This window comes from Kitasatospora sp. NPDC092286, from assembly GCF_044755565.1.
Taxonomy (GTDB): domain Bacteria; phylum Actinomycetota; class Actinomycetes; order Streptomycetales; family Streptomycetaceae; genus Kitasatospora.
On sequence record NZ_JBIVRD010000018.1, the window covers coordinates 94,017 to 113,850 of the forward strand.

Below are 19,834 nucleotides of genomic sequence, written 5' to 3' on the forward strand. Positions count from 1 at the left end.
GGCCGTCGGCCCCCCCCCCCGGCGCGGCTGAGCCGCGCCGCCGCGGCCGCGACGGGCCCCCCCCCCCCCGGGGGGGGGGGGCGGGCCCCATCGCCGTGCCGGCCCCGGGGGCCGGCGGCGATCAGTGGTGGCCGTGGCCGCTGCTGATCTCCTGGTGCTCCTCGGCGGTGGGCTTGGGGATCTGGCTGCCCTTGCCGTAGAAGCCGCGCGAGAGCTTCGCCCGGGTGCGCGCGAGCAGGCCGACCTTGCGGACCACCCCGTTCTCGTCCACCTCGGCCGGCAGGTCGACGGGCTCCGGCTGGTCGTGCGCGGTGAGGGTGTACAGCCGGCCCGGCGGGAGCGGGGTGTGCACCTCGACGTACTCGCCGTGCGGCAGTCGCTTGATGACGCCGCTCTCCCGGCCGTGCAGCACCTTCTCCTTGTCCCGGCGCTGGAGGCCGAGGCACCAGCGCTTGGTGATCACGAACACCACCACCGGTGCCACGAAGAAGCCGATCCGCACGGCGTTGGTGATCGCGTTGATCGACAGGTGGAAGTGGGTGGCGAGCAGGTCGTTGCCACCACCGGCCAGGAGGACCAGGTAGAGGCTGATCCAGGCCGCGCCGAAGCCCGTTCGGACGGGCGCGTTGCGCGGCCGGTCGGCGATGTGGTGCTCACGCTTGTCGCCGGTGACCCAGGCCTCCAGGAACGGGTAGCTCCAGATGACGAGCAGGACGGTCGGGAAGACCAGCAGCGGGACGAGCACCCCCATGTTCAGGGTGTGGCCGCCCCAGACGCCGATCTCCCAGCCCGGCATGATCCGGACCAGGCCCTCGGAGAAGCCCATGTACCAGTCCGGCTGGGCGTCGGTGGAGACCTGGTCCGGCCGGTACGGGCCGTACGCCCAGATCGGGTTGACGGTGGCGATCGCCGCCATCGCGGAGACGACGCCGAAGACCAGGAAGAAGAAGCCGCCGGCCTTGGCCATGTAGACCGGCATCAGCGGCATGCCGACCACGTTCTCCTGGGTGCGGCCGGGTCCGGCGAACTGGGTGTGCTTGTGATAGAAGACGAGCATCAGATGGGCTGCCAGCAGGCCCAGCATGATCCCGGGGATCAGCAGGATGTGCACGGTGAACAGTCGCGGCACGATGTCCGTACCCGGGAACTGCCCGCCGAACATGAACATCTGAAGGTAGGTGCCGACCAGCGGCACCGCCAGCACCGCGCCCTCCATGAACCGGATGCCGGTGCCGGAGAGCAGGTCGTCGGGCAGCGAGTAGCCCATGAAGCCGTCGAACATGCCGAGGATGAGCAGCAGCGCGCCGAAGATCCAGTTGATCTCGCGGGGCTTGCGGAACGCGCCGGTGAAGAAGACGCGCATCATGTGCACGAACATGCCGGCGACGAACACGATCGCGGCCCAGTGGTGGATCTGCCGCATCAGCAGACCGCCGCGGACCTCGAAGCTGATGTCGATCGTCGAGGCGTACGCCTCGGACATCTGGATGCCCCTGAGCGGGATGTACGACCCGTCGTAGATGGTCTCGGCCATGCTGGGCTTGAAGAAGAAGGTCAGCCAGACGCCCGTCAGGATGATGATGACGAAGGTGTACAGGCAGATCTCGCCCAGCATGAAGGACCAGTGGTCCGGGAAGATCTTGCGCAGGTTGGACCTGGACAGGGTGTAGATGCCCAGCCGTCCGTCGGTCCAGTCGGCGAGGGCCTCGGCCTTGTTCGCGGGTGCCGCGCGTGTGCTGGTGACCGGTCCCGGGCGCGACTGCTGGTCGGTTCTCACGACGGGCTCCCCGGCGTCCGCTGCGTGTCGCCCGGCAAGCCCACCTGCGGAGCTGCCGGCCGGCCAAGTGATGTGATCATGGGACCTCTCGATACGGGTTCGCCGGGTTCGCCGGCACGCGGGTCCGCCGACCCGCTGGCCCCGTTGCTCAAAGTGATGGATCGCTTACTCTGCCATGCTGTCGGCAGGGGGCCGACTGTGCACGTCCATCGGCGCGTCCGGCCGGTCGTGTCGGGGCGGAACGGGCGCGCCGACGGGGAGGGAACGGCCGGTGAACGCCCGCCCGCAAGGCCGGAAGTGGTGCGCCCGAGTGCTGTTGGCGGGGTGGTGAACCGTTTCGGCGCGCGCCGTGCGCCGGGCCGCCGACGTCCCCGGCCTACGCTGCGCCAATGGTGGATCACCGTGAACTCTTCGAGGACGTGACCGCGACCCTGGCCGGAGCCGGGTTCGACACCGCGCGGGGGCCTTCCGGCCTGAGGGTCGGCCACTGGCCGCAGGGCGTGGTCGTCGGCTGGCCCTCCCGGGAGGAGCCCGCCGCCGGGGAGGACCCTCCGGCGAGGCTGCCCGCCGAGGGCATCCGAGCGGCCGTCAGCGGGGCCGTCGCCGCGGTGCTGCGGGAGTCCGGCTACCGGGTGGCGGACGCCGGCGGCGACGCGGTGCTGGTGACGGCCGGCCCGGAACGGGCCGCCGCCGAGCCGGCGGACCCGCAGGGGGAGACCGCCTCCGGGCCCGAGCAGTGGTGGGGCTGAGGCCCGGCCGGCTGCCGGGGTGTCAGTGGCGGCGCCTAGATTGAGGGACTGTCGGCGGGCACCGCCCGCCGCGATCACCTCCACCGCTTCGCCGCCGCCCGGAAGGGGCCTTCGCCATGCCAGCTGCCTTCGTCGAAGAGCAGGTCACCTACCTGGAACTGTCCGAGGACTCGGGTGGCGCGCACAAGTTCTACGAGGTGCGGACGGCCGGTGCGGCCGTGACCGTCACCTACGGGCGGATAGGGGAGTCCGGGCAGACGAAGACGACCTCCTACCCGACGGCGGAGAAGGCGGCGGCCGCGGCCGCGAAGAAGCTCGGGGAAAAGGTCCGCAAGGGCTACGCCCCGGCCGTGCGCGGCGTGCGCCAGCGGCGGGCGGTCACCCGGCGGGCGATCGTCAGCAGTGGTTCCACGGCCCGTCAGGCGCCGGTGCTCTGGCGGTTCCGCTCGGGCGCGGCGGCGTTCGGGATCTTCGTCGGCGAGGAGCGCGCCTGGGTCGGCAACGAGCGCGGCGACGTCTTCACGCTGACCCACGACGGCCAGGTCACCGGCCGTTACGGGCTTCCGGACGGCGTGAAGTGCATCGTCGCCGACGACTGGTGGATCTACGCGGGCTGCGACGACGGCAAGGTCTACGACCTGGGCGGAAAGGTGCCCCGGGTGGCCTACGAGATCGCCGAGGACGTCGACATCTACTGGCTGGACATCCACGACGGCGTGCTCGGTGTGGCCGACGCGCGCGGCGGGATCACCACGGTCGACCACGAGGACGAGTTCCAGTGGCGCCGCAAGGCCGACGGCCAGGCCGGCTGGATGGTGCGCTGCGACGCCGACGGCGTCTACCACGGGCACTCGCGGGGGGTCGCGCGCTACGCCGCGCGCGGCGGCGAGCCGCTCTGGCACACCGCGACGGAGGGCGGGGTGCTGTTCGGCTGGCAGGAGCGCGACGAGGTCTTCGCCGGCACCTCGCGCGGCTGGGTGCACCGGCTGAACAAGGCGGACGGCTCCGAGTCGGCCCGCTACCGCTGCGACGCCGCCGTGTTCTCCTGTGCCGCCTCGCCCGACGGCCGGTTCGTGTTCGCCGGGGACAACCACTCCTCGGTGTACTGCTTTGCGGCGGACGGCACCCGCCTCTGGAAGCTGGGAACGGGCTGCGGCTCGGCCTACAGCATGCAGTACCGCGACGAGCGGCTGTACATCGTCACCACCGATGGCTCGCTGGCCTGCCTGGACGCCTCCGAGCAGGCGGTCCGGGCGGCGGAGGACGGCCGGGTACCGCTGGCGGCGGAGGTCAACGGCTCGTCCTGGGCGGCCGTGACACCCGGCGCCGAGGTGGAGGTCGTCACGGCCGGCTCCGCGACCGGGATCGAGGTGGAGTGCGTGCAGGAGGGCGGCCGGCTGCGCGTCCGGGTGGTGTCGCCGGGGTTCGACGCGAGCCGGCGGGTGCAGTTCCCGAAGGACATCCGGGTGGCGGGGGCCCGCTACCTGGTCGCGGAGGTGCTGGCGTCGGGCGGCGGCGGCTTCTACCGCGTCCGCGGCGACATCAAGCGGCTTCTGTAGCCGCCGGGACCGCGTGGAGTCACGGTCGCCGCGGCGAACCGATCAGCGGGGTGCGCGCCGGCGCGGCGGGCACCACGGGCACCACGGGATCGCAGCCCGTGCCGTACGGGCCGCCGCCCGGGTGGAGGGAGCCGGGCGGCGGCCCCGCCGTCGGTTTTCCACCGAACGGACGCTGTCGCCCGGCCGGGGAAGGGACCGGCCGGGCGACAGCGTCCGTTCGGCGTCTCCCGGGGGTGTGGCCGGGCGAGGGCCCCGGAGGTCGACCCGAACGGCCGCCCCGGTCTGCCGCCTTCGGGGCGACCGGGTCGGCCCTGCGGAACGGCGGAGCCGCCGCAGGGCTGTTATGACTCTCGTGGGTGGCATTTGTGCCGCTCATCCCGTTTACGAGGAGGCATCCTCATGGGTGCTGCGACAACGAGCGCCACCGAGACCGACGTGGTGCACATTCTCTGGATCAACGCGGGGCTCAGCTGCGACGGCGACTCGGTCGCGCTGACCGCCGCGATGCAGCCGAGCATCGAGGAGATCGTCACCGGAGCCCTGCCCGGTCTGCCGAAGATCGCCGTGCACTGGCCGCTGATCGACTTCGAGTGCGGCCCGGTGCAGGGCGCGGACAACTTCGTCGAGTGGTTCTTCAAGGCCGACCGCGGTGAACTCGACCCGTTCGTGCTGGTCATCGAGGGGTCCATCCCCAACGAGACGATCAAGCCGGAGGGGTACTGGTGCGGCTTCGGCGACGACCCGGAGACCGGCCAGCCGATCACCACCAGCGAATGGCTGGACCGGCTCGCCCCGAAGGCCACGGCGGTCGTCGCCATCGGCACCTGTGCGACCTACGGCGGCATCCACGCCATGGCCGGCAACCCCACCGGTGCGATGGGCGTGCCCGACTACCTGGGCTGGGACTGGAAGTCCAAGGCCGGCCTGCCCATCGTCTGTGTGCCGGGCTGCCCCATCCAGCCCGACAACTTCGCCGAGACCCTGACCTACCTGCTCTACCAGCTGGCGGGCTCGGCGCCGATGATCCCGCTGGACGACAAGCTGCGCCCGACCTGGCTCTTCGGCGCCACCGTGCACGAGGGCTGCGACCGCGGCGGCTACTACGAGCAGGGCCAGTTCGCCACCGAGTACGGCGCGCCCGAGTGCCTGGTCCGGCTCGGCTGCTGGGGTCCGGTGGTCAAGTGCAACGTTCCCAAACGGGGCTGGATCAACGGCGTCGGCGGCTGTCCCAACGTGGGCGGCATCTGTATCGCCTGCACGATGCCGGGCTTCCCGGACAAGTTCATGCCGTTCATGGACCCGCCGCCCGGCTCCCACGTGTCGAGCAACGCCAGCTCCGCGTACGGCGCGGTGATCCGGCGGCTGCGCTCGATCACGGCGAACACGCTCGACAAGGAACCCAAGTGGCGCCACTCCGGCCGCCGGCTGACGACCGGCTACCGGGCCCCGTGGTGACCCGGCGGGCCGCGCCGAGGGCGCGGCCCGCCTTCGCTGACCTCCCCTACGCAGAAGGGCACGACAGACACGATGGCGACACCGACGACGAAGGCGGCCGGCGACGGCAGCGGCCTGGTGGAGATGTCCTGGGATCCGATCACCCGGATCGTGGGGAGCCTCGGCATCCACACGAAGATCGACTTCAAGCAGAAGCGGGTCGCCGAGTGCTACAGCACCTCGTCCGTGTTCCGCGGCTACAGCGTCTTCATGCGCGGCAAGGACCCGCGCGACGCGCACTTCATCACCAGCCGCATCTGCGGCATCTGCGGTGACAACCACGCCACCTGTTCGGTCTACACGCAGAACATGGCGTACGGGGTGAAGCCGCCGCACCTGGGGGAGTGGATCATCAACCTCGGCGAGGCCGCCGAGTACATGTTCGACCACAACATCTTCCAGGAGAACCTGGTCGGGGTGGACTACTGCGAGAAGATGGTCCGCGAGACCAACCCCGGCGTGCTGGAGCTCGCCGAACGCACCGAGGCGCCGCACGCGGGCGACCACGGCTACCGGACCATCGCCGACATCATGCGCTCGCTCAACCCGATCGAGGGCGACTTCTACCGCGAGGCGCTCCAGGTCAGCCGCTACACCCGCGAGATGTTCTGCCTGATGGAGGGCCGCCATGTGCACCCCTCCACGCTGTACCCCGGCGGCGTCGGCACGGTGGCCAGCGTGCAGCTGTTCACCGACTACCTGACCCGGCTGATGCGGTACGTCGAGTTCATGAAGAAGGTCGTCCCGCTCCACGACGACCTCTTCGACTTCTTCTACGAGGCCCTGCCCGGCTACGAGGAGGTCGGCCGGCGGCGCGTCCTGCTCGGCTGCTGGGGCAGCCTCAACGACCCCGAGCACTGCGACTTCACCTACCGCAACATGACGGACTGGGGCCGCAAGATGTTCGTCACCCCCGGCGTGGTGGTGGACGGCAAGCTGGTCACCAACGACCTCACCGAGATCAACCTCGGCATCCGGATCCTGCTCGGCAGCTCGTACTACCAGGACTGGCAGGGGCAGGAGCTGTTCGTCACCCACGACCCGCTCGGCAACCCGGTCGACCCCCGGCACCCGTGGAACCAGCACACCATCCCCGCCCCGCAGAAGCGCGACTTCGACGGCAAGTACAGCTGGGTGATGTCGCCGCGCTGGTTCGACGGCAAGGACCACCTCGCCCTGGACACCGGCGGCGGCCCGATCGCCCGGCTCTGGTCCACGGCGCTCTCCGGCCTCGTCGACATCGGCTACATCAAGGCCACCGGCCACAGCGTCAAGATCAACCTGCCCCGCTCGATGACCAAGCCCGAGGTCACCTTCGAGTGGAAGATCCCGCAGTGGTCCAACGCCATCGAGCGCAACCGGGCCCGCACCTACTTCCAGGCCTACGCGGCCGCCGCCGCCCTGCACTTCGCCGAACAGGGCCTGGCGGAGGTGCGCGCCGGGCGCAGCCAGACCTGGGAGCGGTTCGAGGTCCCGGACGAGTCCATCGGCTGCGGCTTCACCGAGGCGGTCCGCGGTGTGCTCTCGCACCACATGGTGATCCGCGACGGCAAGATCGCCAACTACCACCCGTACCCGCCGACCCCGTGGAACGCCAGCGTCCGCGACAGCTACGGCACCCCGGGTCCGTACGAGGACGCGGTGCAGAACACACCGATCTTCGAGGAGAACTCCCCGGAGAACTTCAAGGGCATCGACATCATGCGCGCCGTCCGCAGCTTCGACCCGTGTCTGCCGTGCGGCGTGCACATGTACGTCGGCGGCGGCCGCACGGTGCAGAAGATGCACGTCCCCACCGGTCTCAGCGGGCTCGCCTGATGACGGCGGAGCAGACCGGACAGCGGGTCCAGGATGCCCTGGACACGCTGGCGGGCCGGGGCGAGGCCGCCGTGGCCGAGGACCTGGTCCGCGAGCTGATGGCCTTCTACGGCGAAGGGCTCGCCCGGATCGTCGCGCTGCTCCCGGCGGGCGCGCTGGAAGCGGTCCTCGACGATCCGGCGGCGGCCGGGCTGCTGGTCCTGCACGACCTCCACCCGGAGTCCGTGGAGGCGCGGATCGGGCGGGCGCTCGCCTCCGTGCCGGAGCACCCCGTCCGGCTGCTCGGCTTCGAGGCCGGGTCCGGCACCCTCCGGCTGCGCCGGGACGGCGACGGCGGGTGCGGCTGCGGCGGCACCGAACAGGCCGCGCGGGAGGCGATCGAGAGCGCGCTCGCCTGCCACGCGCCCGAGGTCACGGCGGTCGAACTGGACCGTGCCCCCAAGCTGCTGCAGATCGGCGGCCGCCCGCCGGTCGGGGCGGAGGCCCGGTGAGCGCCACCCGCCAGGCCGCCCGCCCCGGCACGGCGCTGCTCCGCAGACTGCGTGAGCCGGCGCCCCCGCAGCCCGAGCGCTGCGCCTTCTGCGGCCTGCACCTGCCGTCCGGGCACCAGCACCTGGTGGACACCGAGGAACGCTCACTGGCCTGCGCCTGTACCGCCTGCGGAATGCTGTTCCGGCAGGCCGGCGCGGCCGGCGACCGGTACCGCGCGGTGCCGGACCGCTACCTCTCCGACCCCGGCCCCGGTCTGGACGAGGCCGCCTGGGCGACCCTGCGGATCCCCGTCAGCACTGCCTTCCTGTTCCGCAACGCGGTGCTGGACCGCCTGGTCGCGCTCTACCCCAGCCCGGCCGGCGCGACCGAGAGCGAACTCGACGAGGAGACCTGCCGGGCGGCGCTGACCGGCACCCGCCTGGCCGGGCTGCTGGAGCCCGACGTCGAGGCGCTGCTGCTGCGCCGGACCGGCGGACGGATCCAGTGCCTGCTGGTGCCGATCGACGTCTGCTACGAGCTGGTCGGGCGGATGCGGCTGCGCTGGCAGGGCTTCGACGGCGGGGCCGAGGCCCGCGCCGACCTCGACGCCTTCTTCCGGCGCGTGACCGGCCGCGCCAAGGCGCTGCCCGAGGAGGAGCCCGCGTGAGCGACCTCGGTTTCACCTGCACCGGGGTACGGGCCGACCCGTACGCGGCCGGGCCGACTCTGGTGTTCCGGCTGCGGATCACGGCGGCCGAGGGCCTTCGGGTGCACGCCCTCGCCCTGCGCTGCCAGCTGCGGATCGAACCGGGCCGGCGCGGCTACGGCGAGGCCGAGGGCAAGCGCCTGGCCGATCTGTTCGGCGAGCGCTCGCGCTGGGCGACCTCGATGCACCCCGTCCAGTTCGCCCACGTCCCCCTGATGGTCCCGGGCTTCACCGGCAGCACCGAGATCGACCTGCCGGTGCCCTGCACCTACGACCTGGACGTCGCCGCCGCCCGCTACCTGCGGGCGCTCGACGACGGGGAGATCCCCGTGCTGCTGCTCTTCTCCGGTACGGCCTTCGCCGGCCCGGGCGGATTCCAGGTCCTGCCGGTGCCCTGGGACCAGGAGGCCGCCGTGCGGCTGCCGGTCGCGGTCTGGCGGGACATGATCGAACAGCACTTCCCCGGCTGCGGCTGGCTGCGACTGCCGGGCGACCTGATCGATGCGCTGCTCGCCTACCGTTCCCGGCGCGCCCTGCCGTCCTGGGAGGCGACCGTCCGTGAGCTGCTGACCGCGGCCCGGATCGAGGAGGCGGTCCGGTGACGGTCATTCCGCCGGGCCTGGCGGCCCGCTTCACGGCCGCCCGGCAGATCGCCGACGCGGTCCTGCTGGAGGGCTACGTCCTCTACCCGTACCGGGCGTCGTCGGCCAAGAACCGGTTGCGCTGGCAGTTCGGCGTGCTCGTCCCGCCCGGGTACGGAAAGGACCGGGCCGAACACTCGTACCAGCGCACCGAGTGCCTGATGGAGCCGCGCGGCGGCGACCGCCTCGCGGTCGAGCTGCGGTTCCTGCGCGCCCAGCGCCGTACCGTTCAACAGACCACCGCCGACGGGTCGTTCGAGACGGTGGAGCGGCTGTCGCTGGCCGACCGGGTGCTGGTGCCGTGGGACGAGGGTGTCGAGGAGAGGATCGAACTCCTCCTGCCGGTCGACGAGTTGGCCGATGGCGAGGTGGTCCGGGCGTTCCGGCTGCTCGCGGGTGCGGACGAGGAGGCGGTCCGCGAGGACGGCCGCCAGGTCGGGCGGCTGCTGCGCCGCCGCGAACAGCTCGACGGCGTCCTGCGGCTGAGCACCCAGGAGGTGCCCGGCCCCTGCCGGGCGGTGCGGCTGACGGCGGTGGTCGAGAACACGGCCGACTGGCGGCCGCCCGACGACACCGGCCGGGATGGCGCGCTGCCCCGCGCGCTGGTCTCGGCACACCTGCTGCTCGGGCTCGAACGCGGCTCCTTCCTCTCCGTCACCGACCCGCCCGAGTGGGCCAGGGCGGCCGTCGCCGAGTGCCGCAACGAGCACACCTGGCCGGTCCTGGTCGGCGGCGAGGGCCGTGACGACATCCTGCTCTCGTCGCCGATCATCCTGGAGGACCACCCCCAGGTGGCACCCGAGAGCCCGGGCGTGCTCTACGACGCGACCGAGATCGACGAGATCCTCGCCCTGCGCACGGCCGCCCTCACCGACCAGGAGAAGCGGGAGGCCCGGGGCACCGACGACCGGGCGGGCGCCGTGATCGACCTCGCCGACTCGATGCCCGCCGAGGTGCTGGAACGCCTGCACGGCACGGTCCGGGCGCTGCGCGAGGTCACCGCGCCCCCGGCCGGCCCCGACACGGACCGGCCCTGGTGGGATCCGGGAAACGACCCGGCCGTCGACCCGGACCACGACCAGGTGCTGGTCGACGGCCGGCAGGTCGGTGCGGGCAGCCGTGTCCTGCTGAAGCCCGGCCGCCGCCGCACCGACGCCCAGGACCTCTTCCTGCACGGCCGGACGGCGCTGGTGGAGGCGGTGCTGCACGACGTCGACGGCTCGGTACACCTGGCCGTCACCGTCGAGGGCGACCCGGGCGCCGATCTGTGGCGGGCCCAGGGCCGGTTCCGGTACTTCCAGCCCGACGAGGTCGAGCCACTGGAGGGAGCATGAGCGCGGACCGGGTCCTGGTCGCCGGGGTCGGCAACATCTTCCTCGGCGACGACGGCTTCGGCGTCGAGACCGTGGCCCGGCTGCGTGCCCGGCCGCTGCCCGAAGGGGTGGAGGTGGTGGACTTCGGCGTCCGCGGTGTCCACCTCGCCTACCAACTCCTGGACGGCTACCGGACGCTGGTCCTGGTGGACGCCACCGCCCGTGGTGGTCCGCCCGGCACCGTCTACCTGATCGAGGCGGACACCGGCCCGGTGGAGCCGGTGGACACGGCCCTGCTGGACGGGCACCGGATGGGGCCGGACGCCGTTCTCGCCCTGCTCGGCACCCTCAGCGCGGGCACCGGGGGCGCACCTCCGGGCCGGGTGCTCGTGGTCGGCTGCGAACCGCGGCTGCTGGAGGAGGGCATCGGTCTCAGCGCCCCCGTCGCCGCCGCCGTGGACCGGGCCGTCGAACTGATCCTGCGTGTCCTCGCCGAGCCGGAACAGGGCCGCGAGGACACCCGTCAAGCGGAGAGAAAGGTCTCACCATGCTGAAGAACCTGATCGGAGCGGCCGTGCTGGCCGTCCTCGCGGCCGCGGTCTGGCAGAGCCTGCCCGACCTGAAGCGCTATCTGCGGATCAGCCGGATGTGAACGAACCGGCGCTGCTGCGAAAGGGGTAGCCCCACCGGCGGTGGCGGCGCGGCTGCGGGCCGGCGCCGCCACCGCGGCCTGTAATGGGAGCCGTTGCCCACCGGACCCGCAGGGACGAGGCCGATGCACGAGATGTCGATCGCGATGGCCGTCGTGGAGCAGGTGGCGGAAGCGGCCGGCGCCCACGGAGCCCACCGGGTGGCGGCCGTCCGGGTCCAGATCGGCGAACTGGCCGGCGTGGTACCCGAGGCACTCGGCTTCTGCTTCGAACTCGCCTGCGCCGAAACACCGGTGGAGGGGGCGGAGCTGCACATCGAGAGCGTCGCCGGACGGGCGGGGTGCGCGGGCTGCGATGCCCGATGGCTGACCGGGATGCCGCCGGACCTGTGCTGCCCCCGCTGCGGCGGAGCGCGGACGGAACTTCTGGCGGGGCGCGAGTTGCAGATTCTCGGGGTCGACTGGGCGGACACCCCGGTCCCTGCCCCGGCCGACCAGGAAGGCTGAAGCCGATGTGCCGCACGGCCGATCTCCGACAGGCGATCCTCGCCCGGAACGACGACGGCGCCCGCGAGTTGCGGGCGGAACTGACGGCGCGGGGCGCCGCAGCCGTCAACCTGCTCTCCAGCCCCGGAAGCGGGAAGACCGCCCTGCTGGAGGCGGAGCTCACACTCGCCCGCGAGCGGGGCGTACCGGTGGCAGCCCTCACCGCCGACCTCGCCACCGAGAACGACGCCGTCCGGCTGGCCCGTTCCGGGGTCCCCGTCAAACAGGTCCTGACCGACGGACTCTGCCACCTGGAGTCGGCGATGCTCCGGAGCCACCTCGCCGGCTGGCTGCCCGATCAGACCCGCCTGCTGTTCGTGGAGAACGTCGGCAACCTGGTCTGCCCGGCCTCGTACGACCTCGGAGAGACGCTGCGCGTCGTACTGGCCTCCGTCACCGAGGGGGAGGACAAGCCGCTGAAGTACCCGACGGCGTTCGGGCTCGCCAACCTGGTGGTGGTCACCAAGACGGACATCGCCGAGGCGGTGGAGTTCGACCAGGACGCCTTCCTGGCCAACGTGCGGCAGGTCAACCCCGGGGTGGAGGTGGTGTTCACCTCGGCCAGGACCGGCGCGGGCGTCGGCGCGCTGCTGGACCGGGCGCTGGCCGTGCTGGACGGCGCCGAGGTGCACCGGCCGGTGATGGCTCAGGCGTCGGCTCACGGGCACTCGCACGGGCACTCGCACGGGCCCGGGGGTGGGCATTCACACTCGCACGAGCACGCGGACGGCGGCGGGCTTCTGGCGATCCAGGTGTCCGACCCGGTGGGGGAGCGGTTTTGACGGTGCGTCACCCGGAGGCGTCCGAGCGGCGCCGGGTCGTGGTGCGTGGCGTCGTCCAAGGGGTCGGCTTCCGGCCGTTCGTCTTCTCGCTGGCCACCGGGCTCGGGCTCGCCGGGCACGTGACCAACACCGAGGACGGGGTGCTCGCCGAGATCGAGGGGCTGCCGACCGCCCTGGAGGCTTTCTGCCACCGGGTGGCGAGCGAGGCGCCGCCGCTGGCCGAGGTGGTGTCGGTACACCACGAGACCGTCCCCGCCTCGGGCGCGGAGGGGTTCACTATCTCCCCGTCGCGCAGTGCAGGGCGAGGTCGCACGTTCGTCCCGCCCGACGTCGCCACCTGCGCGGACTGTCTGGCAGAGCTGGGCGACCCGGCCAACCGCCGCCATCGGCACCCGTTCATCACCTGCACCAACTGCGGGCCGCGCTTCACCATCGTGACCGGGCTGCCGTACGACCGGGCCGCCACCACCATGGCCGGGTTCCCGATGTGCCCCGACTGCGCCCGCGAGTACGCCGACCCGGCCGACCGGCGCTTTCACGCCCAGCCGATCGCCTGCCACGCCTGCGGTCCGCGGCTGGGCCTGGTGCTGCCCGGCCGGGCCGACCTCGCCCGGGAGGAGGCACTGGTCCGGGCCAGGGAACTGCTCGCGGCGGGAGCGATCCTCGCCGTCAAGGGGCTCGGCGGCTACCATCTGGCCTGCGACGCGCGGAACGCCGGGTCGGTCGCCCGGCTGCGCCGCCGCAAGAACCGCGGCGACAAGCCCTTCGCGGTGATGGCCGGCGAACCGGACGACCTGGACGGGATGGTCCATCTCGACCAGGAAGAACGGGAGTTGCTCACCTCGGCCGTCCGGCCGATCGTCCTGCTGCGGCGCCGGGGCGGAGCCGTCGCCGAGATGGTGGAGAAAATCGCCCCGGGCAGCCCCGACCTCGGTGTCCTGCTGCCCTACACTCCGTTGCACCACCTGCTGCTCGGTCTGCCCGGCGATCCGGCCGGGCCCCGGCTGCTGGTGATGACCAGCGCCAACAGCTCCGGCGAGCCCATCGTGACCGGCGACCGTGAGGCCCTTGAGCGGCTCGCGCCGCTCGTGGACGGCTGGCTGACCCACGACCGGCCCATCCAGGTGCCGGTGGAGGACTCCGTCCTGCGGATCGTCGACGGGCAGCAGCTGCCGCTGCGCCGCTCACGGGGCATCGCCCCGCTGCCGGTTCCGCTGCCCGTCCCGGTCCGTCCGTCGCTCGCGGTCGGGGGCGACCTGAAGAACGTGTTCGCCGTCGCCGAGGGCGGCTACGCCTGGCTCTCCGGCCATGTCGGGGACATGGACGACCTCGGCACCCTGCGGGCCTTCGACCGGGCCGTCGGGCAGCTGAGCGGGCTGACCGCCATCACGCCGGAGCTGCTGGTCGCGGACCGCCACCCCGGCTACCGCTCGGTCCAGCGGGCCTTGCGCGGCGCCGGGACCAGGCCGGTGGCGAGGGTGCAGCACCATCACGCGCATGTGGCGGCCGCGATGGCCGAACACGGACTGGACGGTTCCCGGCCCGTCATCGGCATCGCGTTCGACGGCACCGGATACGGGGACGACGGGGCGATCTGGGGCGGTGAGGCACTGGTGGCCGACTACGACGGCTTCGAACGGTTCGGACACCTCGGCTACGCCCAACTCCCCGGCGGTGACGCGGCGGTGACGCGCCCCTACCGGATGGCGCTGGCCTGGCTGCGCCGGGCCGCACTGCCCTGGACGCCGGAACTGCCGTGCGTGCGCACCTGCCCGGCCGGCGAACTGGTCGTACTGGAAAAGCAGTTGGAGTGCGGACTGAACTGTGTGCCGACCTCCAGCATGGGCCGTCTCTTCGACGCCGTCTCCTCGCTGGCCGGCGTCTGTCACCGGGCCGGGTACGAGGCGCAGGCGGCGATCGAGCTGGAGGCGGCGGCCGTCGCGTACGGCCCGGTGCGGGGAGGCGGCTACCGCTTCGCGGTGACGCCGGGGGAGGAACCGTCGCGCGCGGACCCGGCCCCGGTGCTGGCCGGCGTGGTGGACGACCTGTGCGCGGGCGCGCCGACCGGACTGATCGCGGCCCGGTTCCACGACGCGGTCGCGGAGCTCGTCCGGAGCTGGTGCGGCGAGGCGCGGGACCGGTACGGGATCGGGCTGGTGGTACTGACCGGCGGGGTGTTCGCCAACGCGGTGCTCGCCTCGGCCTGCGCCCGGGGCCTGCGCGATGACGGGTTCAGCGTGCTGCGGCACCGCAGGGTGCCGCCGAACGACGGAGGACTGGCCCTGGGCCAGCTGCTGGTGGCGGCGAGAGTCACCACCTGAGACGGAGGAAGCCCATGTGTCTGGCGGTACCCGGCAGGGTGATGGAGATCGAGGAGCGGGACGGTACCCGGATGGCCGTGGTGGACTTCGGCGGCGTGGTCAAGGAGGTGTGCCTGGAGTACCTGCCGGACCTTGAGGTGGGCGAGTACGCCATCGTCCACGTCGGGTTCGCGCTGCAGCGGCTGGATGAGGAGTCGGCCCGAAGGACGCTCGACCTGTTCACCGAACTCGGCCTGTTGCAGGAGGAGTTCGGTGACCCGTGGGAGGCGGCTGGTGGTGCGCCCGGGGCGTTCGACGCGGCCGGGCCGTCCCGGCCCGAGACGAAGGAGGAGTGGCGGTGAAGTACCTGGAGGAGTTCCAGAACCCGGAGCTGGCCAGGGGCCTGCTCGACGACATCAGAGCGGCGGTCACCAGGCCGTGGGCGCTGATGGAGGTCTGCGGCGGTCAGACGCACACCATCATCCGGCACGGCATCGACCAACTTCTTCCAGAAGGAGTGGAGTTGATCCATGGGCCGGGGTGCCCGGTCTGCGTCACACCGCTGGAGGTGATCGACAAGGCACTGGAGATCGCCGCCCGGCCCGAGGTCGTCTTCTGCTCCTTCGGGGACATGCTGCGGGTGCCGGGCACCGGCCGTGACCTGTTCCGGGTCCGGAGCGAGGGCGGCGACGTCCGCATCGTGTACTCGCCGCTCGACGCGCTGCGGATCGCCCGGGAGAACCCGGACCGTCAGGTGGTGTTCTTCGGCATCGGCTTCGAAACCACCGCCCCGCCCAACGCCATGGCCGTCTACCAGGCCCGGCGGCAGGGGCTGCGGAACTTCTCCATGCTGGTCTCGCACGTCCGGGTGCCGCCCGCGATCGACGCCATCATGGCTTCGCCGGACTGCCGGGTCCAGGGCTTCCTCGCCGCGGGCCACGTCTGCAGCGTGATGGGCACCGACGAGTACCCCGCGCTGGCCGCCCGCCACCGGGTGCCGATCGTGGTGACGGGCTTCGAGCCGCTCGACATCCTGGAGGGGATCCGGCGCACGGTGCGGCAGTTGGAACGCGGTGAGCACACCGTCGACAACGCCTACCCCCGGGCCGTCCGCGCCGAGGGAAATCCGGCGGCCCGCGCGATGCTCGCGGACGTCTTCGAGGTCACCGACCGTGCGTGGCGCGGTATCGGCGTCATCCCGCAGAGCGGCTGGCGGCTCTCGTCGCGCTACCGCGAGTACGACGCCGAGTACCGCTTCGACGTCTCGGGGATCACCACCTGCGAGCCTGCGCAGTGCCGCAGCGGCGAGGTGCTGCAGGGGTTGCTCAGGCCGAACGAGTGCGAGGCCTTCGGCACGACCTGCACGCCGCGTACGCCGCTCGGCGCCACCATGGTCTCCAGCGAGGGGGCCTGCGCCGCGTACTACCTCTACCGCCGGCTCGGCACGCCGGCCGGCGCCCGGGAGGCGAGTCCCGTTGCCTGACACCGACCTTGACATCGACCTTGACCTTGGTCCGGGCCGCGACGGAGGGCTGGACGGCGGCATCTCGCCGGGCGGCGGTGCCATCACGCGCACGGCTGTCGTCGATTCGGACGGCGCCGGGGCGGATGCCGCGCCGGACTTCGCCGGGTGGACCTGTCCGGTGCCCTTGCGGGACCACCCGAGGGTGGTGATGGGCCACGGCGGCGGCGGTGCGCTCTCGGCGGAACTGGTCGAGAACGTGTTCGCGCCCGCCTTCGGAAGCCGGACGCTCGCGGCCCTCGGAGACTCCGCCGTCCTCACCCTCGGCGGGGCCAAACTCGCCTTCTCCACCGACTCGTTCGTGGTACGGCCGCTGTTCTTCCCCGGCGGCAGCATCGGGGACCTCGCCGTCAACGGGACGGTGAACGACCTCGCCATGAGCGGGGCCCGGGCGGCGTACCTCTCCTGCGGGTTCATCCTGGAGGAAGGCGTCGAGATGAGTGTGGTCGGGCGGGTCGCCGAAGCCCTCGGCGCGGCCGCCAGGGCCGCCGGGGTCGAGGTGGTGACGGGCGACACCAAGGTGGTGGAGGCCGGCCGGGGCGACGGCATCTACCTCAACACCGCCGGAATCGGCCTGATCCCGGCCGGGGTCGACATCCGGCCCCAACGGGCCGTGCCGGGCGATGTGGTGATCGTCAGCGGGGAGATCGGCCTGCACGGCGTGGCGATCATGAGCGTCCGGGAGGGCCTGGAGTTCGGGGTCGAGGTCACCAGCGACTGCGCCGCCCTGGGCGGTCTGGTCGAGACGATGCTCGCCGTCACACCCGACCTCCACGTGCTGCGTGACCCCACCCGGGGCGGGGTCGCCGCCGCGCTCAACGAGATCGCCACCGCGGCCGGGGTCGGGGTGGTGGTGCGGGAACGCTGCGTCCCGGTTCCCCCGCAGGTGGCCAACGCCTGCGCGATCCTCGGGCTCGACCCGATGTACGTCGCCAACGAGGGCAAGCTCGTCGCCTTCGTGCCGCGCGCACACGCCGACGCCGTCCTCGCGGCCATGCGGGCGCACCCGCTGGGCGCGGCGGCCGCGGTGATCGGTGAATGCGTGCCCGACCACGCCGGGATGGTCGTGGCCCGGACGGCCCTCGGGGGCACCCGGGTCGTCGACCTCCCGCTCGGGGAGCAGCTTCCGCGGATCTGCTGAGCCCCGGGGAGCTCCGGAAGCCCTGGGAACCCTGGGAGACCTGGGAGCCCGGGGGCTTCGGGAACCTGGGGAGCTTCGGGTGGCGGCGTGCCGATGCGGTCGTCGGCGCGCCGCTTCGGCGGGTGGCGCGGGGGTGCTTTGTGGTGGGCGGGTCAGGGGGCGGTCTGGGGGCGTGACCTGGCGCCGGGGGCGTGCGACAAGGCGGGCACGCGGCGGACGGTTCCGGTCGCGAGCAGGCGGTGCCGCAGGAGCGGCGGCGCTCCAGGACGTGGCTCAGGGCCTGGACGCGGTCGGCGCCGCCACCTGACCGGGACCGGCATCACCCGTCCTGATCGGTCACACGGTGGGGTGGGAAGCCCGGCGCGGATCCGGCTGCGGAGGCCTCGTCGGCGGCGTCCGACGGCGCTTCAGTCGCTCTGGCCGACCGGACAGGTCCGCTGCGAAGAACCCGTCCGGCGCACGGAGCACGACGGCCCGCGGGGAGGCGGGATTCTTTGCGGCACCGGCCCGTTCCACAGGGGCCGAGGGCTCCCGCGCCGGATGACGTGGCGCGGTGGGAGCGCCCCCCGGTAGCGGGTCGCGTCGGCCGGTCGACGGCCGGAGCCGGTCGGGTGGTACGTGACGGCTGTGCGGGTGACCTTGCGGCGGCGTCGAAGGCGACGCGCCGACAGCGGTGTGCGTCGGTAATGGGGCGTCGCTCGCGGGCGGCGCTTGTCATGTCGTCGAACCTGAGAGTCGCCCATGCCTTCCAACACTCGTCTGCGCCGCCTCGTCCCCGTTGCCTTGTGCACCCTGGCCGCGGCCTTCCCCGTCTCGGCGGCCCAGGCCGCGCCGCCGGGCGGGCCGGCCGGCGGCGACGGGGGCGGCCCGGTGGACTGGCACCGGCTGGCAGCGTGTGAGAGCGGGGGGAACTGGCGTATCAACACCGGCAACGGTTACTACGGGGGACTGCAGTTCGACCAGCCGACCTGGCGGGAGAACGGCGGCCTCGGCTACGCACCGCGGGCCGACCTCGCCGCCCCCGAGGAACAGATCGCCGTCGCCCAACGGCTGGCCGCGCGACGGGGCCTGACCCCGTGGCCGGTCTGCGGCGCCACGGCCGCGCGCCACCACGCACGGCCCCCGGTCCGCCCGGTCGTGCCGCCGCCCGTCGACGATGCCGTCCACGACCGGAGCGGGACCGTCGAGGAGGCTCCTCTCCCCGACGGGGACGCCACCGGTGCCTTGCCCGGACCGGGGGAGGTGTGGACGGTCGGTGAGGGCAACACGCTCGGAGCCATCGCCGAGCGGCTGGGCCTGCCGGGTGGCTGGCCGGCGCTGTACGAGCTGAACCGGCTGGTCATCGGTGCCGATCCGGACCTGATCGAGCCCGGTGAGCAGCTGCGAATTCCCGGCTGAGCCGCCGCGTCGGCTTCCGGCGGCGAGGCGGTGCGGGCCCTGGGCGGGCGCGCCGGTCGATCTGACGGGGCGTCTGCCGGGTCTCGTCCCATGAGTCGGAGGCGGGCGCCGGGGCGGGGCGATGCCCGGACAGCCACTGTCCGGGCATCGCCCCGCTCGTCGTTGACGAGACCGGGTGCAGGGGCGGCGCCGGGTTCAGGGGGTTCTCGCAGCCGGTTCCTGGCGCGCAGTAGGGTCCGTTCCGGGAATGGGATCAGGTGGAACGGATGCGGGTCCTGCTGTTGGACGCGGCTCCGGGAGAGTTGCTCGACCGGGAGCTGGAGCGTCTGCTGGGCCACGGGCTGGCCGTCACGCTGAACCTCCGGCGGGTGGCCGACCGGGCCGGCGCGCGGGCCGCCTGGTCGGGCCGGGTGGACTTCGCCGACGTCGACGCCTTCGACGAGTCGGCGCTGATCGCCGAGACCGCCCGGGACGGACGTGGCTACCACGCGGTCAAGTCCCGCGCGGGCGTGCCGCTGCGGGCGGCCTTCCTCGCGGCGGCGACCGATCCCGTGCTGGACCACCGACTACGGGTGATCGGCCGGGCGGAGCTGGCACTGATGCGGCCGGGGTCGATCCTGCTGAACACCGCCCGGGGCGGGATCGTCGACGAGCAGGCGCTGGCCGACGCGCTGAGCGATCCGGCGCACCCGCTCGCGGCGGCGGCCGTCGACACCTTCGAACACGAGCACGCCGCCTTCGCCTCACCGCTCTTCGGCCTGCCGAACGCGCTGCTGACCCCGCATGTCGCCGGGATGACCAGGAGGAGCGCCATGGCCACGGCCGCGATCCGTTGTGCGGATCGCATCGCCGCCCTGCTCGCCGACCGCCCGGACGGTGTGCCTGTGGTGACCGGCTGACACCTGCGGTCCACCGGCGTGTCCCGGATGGTGATCGCACGGCGAGCGTGTCCCGGTGCGGGGTCGGGT

19 protein-coding genes are annotated in these 19,834 nt (G+C 72.8%); 18 read left to right on the forward strand and 1 reads right to left on the reverse strand.

The features are described from left to right. Positions 1 to 121 precede the first annotated feature (121 nt). Entirely contained in the window at positions 122 to 1,777 is a 1,656-nt protein-coding gene (locus ACIQIB_RS20115; protein WP_400652868.1) for a cytochrome bc complex cytochrome b subunit, read from the reverse strand. A gap of 389 nt (positions 1,778 to 2,166) precedes the next feature. Here ACIQIB_RS20115 and ACIQIB_RS20120 point away from each other — a divergent pair, with 389 nt between their 5' ends. From ACIQIB_RS20120 to ACIQIB_RS20205, 18 genes are all read left to right on the forward strand, one after another. Continuing rightward, entirely contained in the window at positions 2,167 to 2,526 is a 360-nt protein-coding gene (locus ACIQIB_RS20120; RefSeq protein ID WP_363613663.1) for a hypothetical protein, read from the forward strand. A gap of 116 nt (positions 2,527 to 2,642) precedes the next feature. Further along, complete coding sequence (locus ACIQIB_RS20125; RefSeq protein ID WP_363613665.1) at positions 2,643 to 4,085, forward strand: WGR domain-containing protein; 1,443 nt, start codon at positions 2,643 to 2,645, stop codon at positions 4,083 to 4,085. 399 nt (positions 4,086 to 4,484) lie between these two features. Further along, the gene (locus ACIQIB_RS20130; RefSeq protein WP_363613667.1) at positions 4,485 to 5,540 is read left to right on the forward strand and encodes a hydrogenase expression protein HypE; all 1,056 of its coding nucleotides are present in this window, start codon (positions 4,485 to 4,487) and stop codon (positions 5,538 to 5,540) included. A 72-nt stretch (positions 5,541 to 5,612) separates the two neighbouring features. Further along, the gene (locus ACIQIB_RS20135; protein ID WP_363613669.1) at positions 5,613 to 7,397 is read left to right on the forward strand and encodes a nickel-dependent hydrogenase large subunit; all 1,785 of its coding nucleotides are present in this window, start codon (positions 5,613 to 5,615) and stop codon (positions 7,395 to 7,397) included. Then, a complete protein-coding gene (locus tag ACIQIB_RS20140) occupies positions 7,397 to 7,888 on the forward strand; it encodes a hypothetical protein (RefSeq protein ID WP_400759407.1) in 492 nt (163 codons plus the stop codon). Before ACIQIB_RS20135 ends, ACIQIB_RS20140 begins: the two co-directional genes overlap by 1 nt. Beyond that, entirely contained in the window at positions 7,885 to 8,535 is a 651-nt protein-coding gene (locus ACIQIB_RS20145; RefSeq protein ID WP_400759409.1) for a DUF5947 family protein, read from the forward strand. Before ACIQIB_RS20140 ends, ACIQIB_RS20145 begins: the two co-directional genes overlap by 4 nt. After that, positions 8,532 to 9,176 (forward strand): DUF6084 family protein, encoded by a 645-nt coding sequence (locus ACIQIB_RS20150; RefSeq protein WP_400759411.1) that lies wholly within the window; start codon positions 8,532 to 8,534, stop codon positions 9,174 to 9,176. The genes ACIQIB_RS20145 and ACIQIB_RS20150 overlap by 4 nt, the downstream gene beginning before the upstream one ends. Then, complete coding sequence (locus tag ACIQIB_RS20155) at positions 9,173 to 10,549, forward strand: hypothetical protein (protein WP_400759413.1); 1,377 nt, start codon at positions 9,173 to 9,175, stop codon at positions 10,547 to 10,549. Before ACIQIB_RS20150 ends, ACIQIB_RS20155 begins: the two co-directional genes overlap by 4 nt. After that, positions 10,546 to 11,082, forward strand: coding sequence for a hydrogenase maturation protease (locus ACIQIB_RS20160; protein ID WP_400759415.1), 537 nt, complete (start codon positions 10,546 to 10,548; stop codon positions 11,080 to 11,082). The genes ACIQIB_RS20155 and ACIQIB_RS20160 overlap by 4 nt, the downstream gene beginning before the upstream one ends. Next, a complete protein-coding gene (locus tag ACIQIB_RS20165) occupies positions 11,076 to 11,180 on the forward strand; it encodes a DUF6893 family small protein (RefSeq protein ID WP_400652878.1) in 105 nt (34 codons plus the stop codon). The genes ACIQIB_RS20160 and ACIQIB_RS20165 overlap by 7 nt, the downstream gene beginning before the upstream one ends. Positions 11,181 to 11,303: 123 nt before the next feature. Next, positions 11,304 to 11,684: a hydrogenase maturation nickel metallochaperone HypA gene (gene hypA / locus ACIQIB_RS20170; protein WP_363613679.1), complete on the forward strand. Its 381-nt coding sequence runs from the start codon at positions 11,304 to 11,306 to the stop codon at positions 11,682 to 11,684. A 5-nt stretch (positions 11,685 to 11,689) separates the two neighbouring features. Continuing rightward, a complete protein-coding gene (hypB, locus tag ACIQIB_RS20175; protein ID WP_400759417.1) occupies positions 11,690 to 12,505 on the forward strand; it encodes a hydrogenase nickel incorporation protein HypB in 816 nt (271 codons plus the stop codon). Between the two features lie 2 nt (positions 12,506 to 12,507). Further along, entirely contained in the window at positions 12,508 to 14,826 is a 2,319-nt protein-coding gene (hypF, locus tag ACIQIB_RS20180) for a carbamoyltransferase HypF (protein ID WP_400759485.1), read from the forward strand. Between the two features lie 14 nt (positions 14,827 to 14,840). Then, positions 14,841 to 15,167, forward strand: coding sequence for a HypC/HybG/HupF family hydrogenase formation chaperone (locus ACIQIB_RS20185; protein WP_363613685.1), 327 nt, complete (start codon positions 14,841 to 14,843; stop codon positions 15,165 to 15,167). Continuing rightward, positions 15,164 to 16,288 carry a hydrogenase formation protein HypD gene (hypD, locus tag ACIQIB_RS20190; RefSeq protein ID WP_400759419.1) on the forward strand — a complete coding sequence of 375 codons (1,125 nt, stop codon included), beginning with the start codon at positions 15,164 to 15,166 and terminating at the stop codon, positions 16,286 to 16,288. The genes ACIQIB_RS20185 and hypD overlap by 4 nt, the downstream gene beginning before the upstream one ends. Before the next feature lie 82 nt (positions 16,289 to 16,370). Beyond that, the gene (gene hypE / locus ACIQIB_RS20195) at positions 16,371 to 17,468 is read left to right on the forward strand and encodes a hydrogenase expression/formation protein HypE (RefSeq protein ID WP_400759487.1); all 1,098 of its coding nucleotides are present in this window, start codon (positions 16,371 to 16,373) and stop codon (positions 17,466 to 17,468) included. 741 nt (positions 17,469 to 18,209) lie between these two features. Then, the gene (locus tag ACIQIB_RS20200) at positions 18,210 to 18,866 is read left to right on the forward strand and encodes a transglycosylase family protein (RefSeq protein WP_400652887.1); all 657 of its coding nucleotides are present in this window, start codon (positions 18,210 to 18,212) and stop codon (positions 18,864 to 18,866) included. A gap of 266 nt (positions 18,867 to 19,132) precedes the next feature. Further along, a complete protein-coding gene (locus tag ACIQIB_RS20205; RefSeq protein ID WP_400653048.1) occupies positions 19,133 to 19,765 on the forward strand; it encodes an NAD(P)-dependent oxidoreductase in 633 nt (210 codons plus the stop codon). Positions 19,766 to 19,834 lie beyond the last annotated feature (69 nt).